This window comes from Paenibacillus sp. AR247, from assembly GCF_002968895.1.
Lineage (GTDB): Bacteria > Bacillota > Bacilli > Paenibacillales > Paenibacillaceae > Paenibacillus_AQ > Paenibacillus_AQ favisporus.
Genome location: NZ_PCZT01000002.1, coordinates 409,122 through 410,309, shown reverse-complemented (window position 1 = coordinate 410,309; position 1,188 = coordinate 409,122). Strand labels below are relative to the sequence as shown.

1 protein-coding gene is annotated in these 1,188 nt (G+C 47.5%); it reads left to right on the top strand.

The window, feature by feature from the left end:
• Nucleotides 1–369: 369 nt before the first annotated feature.
• Nucleotides 370–1,188 (top strand): extracellular solute-binding protein (locus CPT76_RS02435; protein ID WP_146116135.1); only part of this gene is annotated, 819 nt, incomplete at its 3' end.

The window sequence follows — 1,188 nt, the reverse complement described above, 5'->3', positions numbered from 1 at the left end:
TTTTATCAGTGTTTTTTTGAGAATTATTAATCGTGAACATATCAAAAAATAATTTTAAAAATATGTATTAAAATGACTTGACAGTCGTTTTTAAATCTTTTATGATTCAAATATGAAAGCACTTTCATTACACATTTTCCCTGCAGGCTGTTTTCGAAAACGTTTTAAACAAAGAGGTGGAGTCGAACAAGAAACCAGAGATGTGAAGTGAGGAAGTTTAGTTATCTGAGTTTTGTAAACGTATTCAATTCATCTAGGTTTCGGCACAACATGCGGCAGTGCCCAGCGTCCGTACGACGTTGATGCAATGCCGGCTCTTGAATGCAGCACGAAGTAATTCCATTAGTAATGAAGGGGGATATGATTCACATGAAGGGAAACACAAAGAAGAAGTTTGGAATGCTGCTCCTCGCCAGTGTGCTGCTCGTTTCCGCAGGCTGCAGCAGCTCAGGGGGCGACAGCAAATCCGCCGATTCCGGCAGCTCGTCTTCCAATGCAGCGCAGGATGCGAAGGCAGACGATACGAGCCCGATCACGTTCTCGTTCTTTGGCGCTGATGCCAGCCCGAACTGGAACAAGATGCAGGATGAAGTCGGTAAAGAAATTACGAAGAAAACTGGCGTGACCATCAATGCGGAGTATGCCGTATCCGGCGCAGGCACCGATAAAATATCCCTGATGGCTGCGAGCGGCGACTATCCTGATTTTATCTTCGCCAAAGGCGACGTCGACAAACTGGTGGAAGCCGGCGCGATGATCGACCTGACCGATTTGATCGACAAGTACGCACCAAACCTCAAGAAGGTATACGGCAAGTACATGAACCGTCTGCCGTACAGCAATGAAGATAAATCCATCTATGTGCTTCCGACGAACGGAGCGGTGGATCAGCAGTACTTTGACGCCGGCGGCGGATTTGAAATCCAGAATGCCGTCCTGAAAGAGCTTGGTTATCCGGAAGTAAAAACCGTTAAGGATTTTGAAAACGTTCTCCAGCAATACAAAGACAAACATCCGACGATCGACGGCAAGCCGACGATTCCGCTGACACTGGACGCGGATGACTGGAGAATCATGATCACCGTAACGAACCCGGCCTTCTTGACGACAGGCGCTCCGGATGACGGCGAATACTTCATTAACCCTGAAACCAACGAAGCTCAGCTGCACTACAAGCGTCCGGAAGAG